The organism is Polynucleobacter sp. 39-46-10, from assembly GCF_002282275.1.
In genome coordinates this window covers 1-6,709 of the sequence record NZ_NCJB01000121.1, presented here as the reverse complement: position 1 = coordinate 6,709, position 6,709 = coordinate 1, and the positions used below count along the sequence as shown (strand labels likewise).

Sequence of the window (6,709 nt, the reverse complement as noted above, 5' to 3'; positions counted from 1 at the left end):
AAACCGTGTGCCTGCTGATCAAGTCGCAGAAGATGACATGATTTTGGATATTGGCCCTAAAACTGCTGCACGTTTATCCATCATGTTGGCGCATGCTGGGACGATTGTGTGGAATGGTCCGTTGGGCGTTTTTGAGATTGATCAGTTTGGTGGTGGCACTAAGATGTTGGCTGCAGCAATCGCTCATTCACCTGCATTTTCCATTGCAGGTGGCGGTGACACCTTGGCTGCAATTGCGAAGTACGGCATTGAAAATCAAGTGGATTACATCTCTACTGGCGGCGGCGCCTTCTTGGAATTCTTGGAAGGCAAAACCTTGCCAGCCTTTGCAGTATTGGCCGAAAGAGCGAAAGACTAACTATGTTGAGAGCAACAAAAATCATTGCCACATTGGGCCCTGCTTCAGAAAAACCAGAAGTATTGCGCGAGATGATTCGAGCAGGCGTGGATGTCGTGAGAATGAACTTTTCTCATGGCACTGTTGCTGACCATAAGGCACGTCATGATTTAGTGCGTAGCATTTCTGCAGAAGTAGGAAAAGAAGTGGGCATCATGGCCGATTTGCAAGGCCCAAAAATTCGCGTGGGTAAATTTGTTGATAGCAAAATTCTTTTAAAAGAAGGTGCACACTTTGTTCTGGATGTCGCATGTGAGCTGGGTAATCAAGAGCGTGTCGGTCTGGATTACAAAGAGTTGCCACAAGATGTCAAGCCAGGCGATCGCCTTTTACTAAATGACGGTTTAGTTGTGCTTCGTGTTGAGAATGTTAAAGGCGGAGAGATCTTTACCCTCGTCGAGCAAGGTGGCCCACTTTCAAATAACAAAGGTATTAACCGTGCTGGTGGCGGTCTGACTGCACCAGCCCTGACAGAAAAGGATATCGCCGATTTAGATGCGGCGATCGCGATGGGCGTAGATTTTCTGGCAATCAGCTTTCCTAAGGATGGCGCAGATATGGCCTATGCCCGCAAGTTGGCTGATGCCGCTAGCGCAAAGCATGGTGTTGGCAAAGTGCGCACGATTGCAAAAGTAGAACGTGCAGAGGCGATTGAACCTGATGCATTGAACAGCATCATCGCGGAGAGTGACGGCATCATGGTTGCGCGTGGCGATTTAGCGATTGAAGTAGGTAACGCTGCTGTCCCAGCTTTGCAAAAGCGCATGATTAAGCTGGCACTTGAGGCTGATAAATTCACGATCACAGCAACGCAAATGATGGAGTCCATGATTAATGCTCCAGTGCCGACGCGCGCTGAAGTCAGTGACGTTGCTAATGCGGTATTAGATGGTACGGATGCGGTGATGTTGTCTGCAGAATCTGCTGCTGGTATGTATCCCGTGCAAACGATTAAAGCGATGGCTGAGATTTGTGTTGAGGCTGAAAAGTCTGACCGTGTAAAGCTTGATACCGATTTCTTGGACCAAACCTTCTCACGTATTGACCAAACAATTGCCTTGGGCGCGCTATTTACAGCGCATCATCTCAATGCCAATGCGATTGCTGCTTTAACAGACTCAGGATCTACCGCGGTTTGGATGAGTCGACATAATATTCATTTGCCTATTTTTGCCTTAACTTCAAAGATTGCCACTCAGCGTGCTTTGAGCACTTATCGCAATGTATTCCCTGTTGGCTTGGACTACACCAAGCAACGTGATACCGCCTTGCAGGAGGTTGAAGATTGCCTGAAGAAGTTAGGGGCAGTGAAGAAGGGTGATGTAGTTGTTCTGACTTCTGGTGAACCTATGGGTGAGCCTGGTGGCACGAACTCACTCAAGATTGTTCAAGTGAAGTAATTCGCTTTTTAAATATTGATTCAAATAATTCATTACTAACATTTTTAATTAAGAGACCATCATGGCTTTAGTATCTCTACGACAACTCTTGGATCACGCTGCTGAAAATGGCTATGGCTTGCCAGCATTTAACGTGAACAATTTAGAGCAAGTTACGGCAATTATGGAGGCGGCTAATGAAGCTGATTCCCCAGTCATCATGCAAGCTTCTGCTGGTGCTCGTAAATATGCCGGTGAATCATTCTTGCGTCACTTGATTTCTGCTGCGGTAGAGGCTTACCCACATATTCCAGTCGTCATGCATCAAGATCATGGTCAAAGTCCAGCAGTGTGTATGGCTGCGATTAAGAGCGGCTTTACTAGTGTGATGATGGATGGCTCGCTAGAGGCCGATGGCAAGACAGTTGCCAGTTATGAATACAACGTCGATGTTTCTAGAGAAGTGGTGAAGTTCTCTCACTCGATTGGGGTTACTGTTGAGGCGGAGTTGGGTGTTCTGGGCTCTTTGGAGACTATGCAAGGCGATAAAGAAGATGGTCATGGTGCTGACGGCAAGATGACGCGTGAGCAGTTGCTGACGGACGTTGAGCAAGCTGCAGATTTTGTAAAGGCTACGCAGTGCGATGCCTTGGCGATTGCGATTGGCACTAGTCATGGTGCTTATAAATTTACGAAGAAGCCTACAGGCGACATCTTGGCTATCGAGCGTATTAAAGAAATTCATACACGTATTCCGAATACGCATTTAGTGATGCATGGTTCATCGAGTGTTCCACAAGAGTTGCTTGCTGAGATCCGTGAATTCGGTGGCGATATGAAAGAAACTTATGGTGTACCTGTTGAAGAAATTCAAGAGGGCATCAAGAATGGTGTTCGCAAAATTAATATTGATACCGATATTCGTTTGGCAATGACCGGTGCGATCCGCCGTTATATGTTTGAGAACCCAAGTAAGTTTGACCCACGTGATTACCTCAAGCCCGCACGTGAAGCAGCGAAGAAAGTGTGCATTGCACGCTTTAACGCTTTCGGCAGCTCAGGCCAAGCATCCAAAATTAAGCCAATTCCCCTGGAAAAAATGGCAGAGCTTTACAAGAGTGGCAAATTAGCCCAGATCGTGAAGTGAGATAAATATGCCCGCTTTGTACGCCACCTCTATTCAGTCATTACCTCTACTTTCTAAAGGAAAAGTACGTGATGTCTATGCGCTGGGGGATGACAAACTGCTCATGATCACCACGGATCGCTTGTCTGCTTTTGATGTAGTCATGGGTCAGCCTATTCCTGAGAAGGGCATTGTGCTCAATCAAATGGCCAACTTTTGGTTTGAGAAGCTGGCTAAGGTCATTCCCAATCATTTGACCGGTATTGATCCTGAGAGTGTTGTGCCAGCAGATGAAGTGGATCAAGTTAAAGGTCGTGCGGTGGTTGCTAAACGCTTGAAGCCAATTTTGGTTGAAGCAGTAGTGCGTGGCTACCTAGCGGGTAGCGGCTGGAAAGACTACAAAGAAACTGGCAAGGTCTGCGGCATTGCATTGCCTGAAGGCTTGGAAAATGCGCAGAAGTTACCTGAGCCTATTTTTACTCCCGCCGCTAAAGCTGAAGTGGGTGAGCATGATGAAAACATTTCCTTTGATAAGGTGATTGAGATGATTGGCGAGAAATTAGCCAATCAGATTCGTGAGGTCAGCATTCGTTTATATAAAGAAGCTTCTGAATATGCTGCAACTCGTGGAATCATCATTGCAGATACCAAGTTTGAGTTTGGTTTAGATGACGCTGGTCAGTTGGTCTTGATGGATGAAATCCTCACCGCCGACTCTTCACGTTTTTGGCCTGCTGAAACCTACTATGTGGGCGCAAATCCACCCTCTTATGACAAGCAATTCGTTCGGGACTGGCTAGAAACAGCCATGGTCGACGGCAAGCCCTGGCCAAAAACGGCCCCTGCGCCTGCTTTGCCGGCTGATGTGATTGATAAAACAGCTGAAAAGTACCGTGAGGCCCTTGCTCGCTTAACTAAAGGCTAATTTCCTAGATGCCGTAAAAAGGCTGGGATAATAAGCCCTTAGAAAGATTAACGATATAAATCAGGGCATTTGGAGAGGTCAATGAGCAAAAAGCCAGTAGTCGGAATAGTCATGGGATCCAATTCAGATTGGGACACCATGCAACATGCCGCTCAAATGCTGGAGCAATTTGGTATTGCTCATGAAGCCAAAGTAGTTTCAGCTCATCGCATGCCAGACGATATGTTTGCGTATGCAGAAAATGCTTCCAAAAACGGTCTCAAGGCAATTATTGCTGGTGCTGGTGGTGCTGCACATTTGCCAGGCATGTTGGCATCTAAAACAATCGTTCCAATTTATGGTGTTCCAGTTGCTAGCAAATATCTACGCGGTGAAGACTCTCTGTATTCCATCGTACAAATGCCTAAGGGCATTCCAGTGGCAACATTTGCGATTGGTGAGGCTGGTGCCGCAAATGCAGCTTTGCATGTGATTGCAAATTTGGCGGTTAATGATGCTGCTTTAGCAAAACAGTTAGAAGAGTTCCGTGTGAAGCAGTCAGATACTGCGCGCGCTATGAATTTGCCGGGATATTAAAAGATGGCAGATCGTTTGGAGCCCATTTTGCCGGGCTCGTATTTAGGGATTTTAGGTGGCGGTCAATTGGGGCGGATGTTTACCCAAGCTGCTCAAGCTATGGGATTTAAGGTCTGCGTGCTCGATCCTGGATCTGATAGCCCTGCAGGTTCCATTGCAGAGAAATTCATTCAAGCCGATTACACCGACTCTGCCGCGCTAAAAGAAATGGCAGCATTGTGTAAATCCGTTAGTACGGAATTTGAGAATGTTCCTGCACAAGCTTTAGACGAACTCGAATCTTTAGGCGTCTTTGTGGCACCTCGCAGTAGTTGCGTCTCTTTGGCTCAAAACCGTGTTGCTGAGAAAAAGTTCTTAGCCACCTGGAAAGCAGAAACCAATATTGGCCCTGCGCCCTATTGTGTAATTGAGCGTGATGCAGATATCGACCATGTTCCAGCAGATTTATTCCCTGGCATTCTGAAAACCGCGCGTATGGGTTACGACGGCAAAGGTCAAATTACCGTTTATGACTCTGCCAACTTAGTTGCCGCTTGGTCAGAATTGGCTAAGGTGCCATGTGTTCTTGAAAAGCGTATGGATTTAGATTTTGAGGTATCTGCCTTGGTGGTGCGTGGATATGATGATGCGGTTGTCGCATATCCAGTTTCTCAAAACATCCATCGTGATGGCATTTTGCATACCTCCACTGTGCCAGCCCCATCGCTGAAGCCAGCTCAAGAGAAAAAAATTATTGAAGCTGCAAAAGCACTCATTCGTAAGATTGATTACGTGGGTGTTTTATGTGTCGAGTTCTTTGTTCTCAAGAGCGGTGACATCATCGCCAACGAAATTGCACCTCGTCCACATAATTCAGGTCATTACACCATGGATGCTTGTGTAAGCGGTCAATTTGAGCAGCAAGTGAGAAGTATGGCTCGTCTACCCTTGGGTGATACCCGCTTGCTAGCACCAGTCTCTATGCTCAATCTCTTGGGTGATCTTTGGTATGAAGGTAGTGAAGACAAGACAAGAGAGCCTGCTTGGGATAAGGTGCTCTCGCATCCAGATGCCAAGTTACATCTCTATGGAAAATCCGATCCACGCATGGGTCGCAAGATGGGTCACATCAATTGTTTGGGTGAGTCACTTAACCAAGCGCGTCAAAATTGCGTAGCTGTTGCGCTTGAATTAGGGATTGAGCCCTAGAAATGTCCAGCGATAGTAGCTCACTACAATCATCTGCGGTAATTAACGAAGCAGTACAAACTTTGCGAGATGGTGGCTTAGTTGCCTTTCCGACTGAGACTGTTTACGGCTTAGGGGCAGATGCGAAGAATCCTGATGCAGTTAAGCGGATTTTTACCGCTAAAGGCAGACCATCCAATCATCCGCTCATTGTCCATTTGGCAGCCCCTGATAGGTTTGATCAATCCCAAATCGATTGGGTTCCAGTTCTATCGCCCTGGGTAAGAGACTTATCAGAGGATGCCTTAAGACTCATTAATGCCTTTTGGCCAGGTCCACTGACCTTGGTCTTTAAAAAAGATAAAAGCGTTTTAAACGAGCTTACCGGCGGTCAAGATACCGTGGCGATTCGGGCGCCTGCGCATCCGATTGCACAAGAATTGCTGCGTAAGTTTAAGGGTGGGGTGGTTGCTCCTTCGGCTAATCGTTTCGGCAAAGTATCTCCTACGAGCGCTGCTGATGTCCGTAGCGAGTTTGAAGGTATGTTGGAGCTCATGATTTTGGATGGTGGTGACTGCGAAGTCGGCATTGAATCGACCATCATTGATTTATCTTCTGGTGAGCATCCAGTCTTATTGCGCCCAGGCCTCATTACTCCAGGAGAAATTTTTACCAAGACGGGTATTAAAGTCTATTTGCCTGGTGAAAGTGATTTAGTGAAGCAGGGTGGAGATGCACCAAGAGTCTCTGGTAGTCTTCGTGCCCATTACGCTCCGACAACCCCTCTCAGAATGTATGCGCCGGGCAGAGTCTTGGATGCACTCAGCGAGTTCCCAGATATTAAGTCGCGGGTAGCAGTTGCTGTATGGGATTCAGACTCTTCATTAGGTGATGATGGGCATCCATCAGCTCATTTTGAGGAAGTGATTGTGCCTAGTGATAGTGCTGCATTTGCGAGTCGCTTGTACCGCTCTTTGCGAGATTTAGATCAGCAAGGCTGGGATCTAATTCTGTTTCCGGAGCCTCCGGTGGGCGAGGAATGGGATGGTGTTCGAGATCGACTTCAACGCGCCTGTTTTGGATCTGGCCCATCATTTAATAGCCATGCCAAGAGTTGATCGTGCGCATCTAGACCTTTC

At 47.0% G+C, this 6,709-nt stretch carries 7 protein-coding genes; all 7 read left to right on the top strand.

All coding sequences use genetic code 11. The features are described from left to right. Positions 1-358 (top strand): phosphoglycerate kinase (pgk, locus tag B7X71_RS10220; RefSeq protein ID WP_293600685.1); only part of this gene is annotated, 358 nt, incomplete at its 5' end. 2 nt (positions 359-360) lie between these two features. Then, positions 361-1,797, top strand: a complete 1,437-nt coding sequence (gene pyk, locus B7X71_RS10215; protein WP_293598115.1) for a pyruvate kinase — start codon at positions 361-363, stop codon at positions 1,795-1,797. 61 nt (positions 1,798-1,858) lie between these two features. Then, positions 1,859-2,923 (top strand): class II fructose-bisphosphate aldolase, encoded by a 1,065-nt coding sequence (gene fba / locus B7X71_RS10210; protein WP_215301995.1) that lies wholly within the window; start codon positions 1,859-1,861, stop codon positions 2,921-2,923. A gap of 7 nt (positions 2,924-2,930) precedes the next feature. After that, on the top strand, positions 2,931-3,827 hold the full coding sequence (locus tag B7X71_RS10205) for a phosphoribosylaminoimidazolesuccinocarboxamide synthase (protein WP_293599207.1): 897 nt from the start codon (positions 2,931-2,933) through the stop codon (positions 3,825-3,827). Positions 3,828-3,908: 81 nt separating this feature from the next. Continuing rightward, positions 3,909-4,403 carry a 5-(carboxyamino)imidazole ribonucleotide mutase gene (purE, locus tag B7X71_RS10200; protein WP_215301991.1) on the top strand — a complete coding sequence of 165 codons (495 nt, stop codon included), beginning with the start codon at positions 3,909-3,911 and terminating at the stop codon, positions 4,401-4,403. Between the two features lie 3 nt (positions 4,404-4,406). Then, positions 4,407-5,591: a 5-(carboxyamino)imidazole ribonucleotide synthase gene (locus B7X71_RS10195; RefSeq protein ID WP_293600683.1), complete on the top strand. Its 1,185-nt coding sequence runs from the start codon at positions 4,407-4,409 to the stop codon at positions 5,589-5,591. Between the two features lie 2 nt (positions 5,592-5,593). Continuing rightward, on the top strand, positions 5,594-6,688 hold the full coding sequence (locus tag B7X71_RS10190; protein WP_293598439.1) for an L-threonylcarbamoyladenylate synthase: 1,095 nt from the start codon (positions 5,594-5,596) through the stop codon (positions 6,686-6,688). The last annotated feature ends 21 nt before the right edge of the window (positions 6,689-6,709 follow it).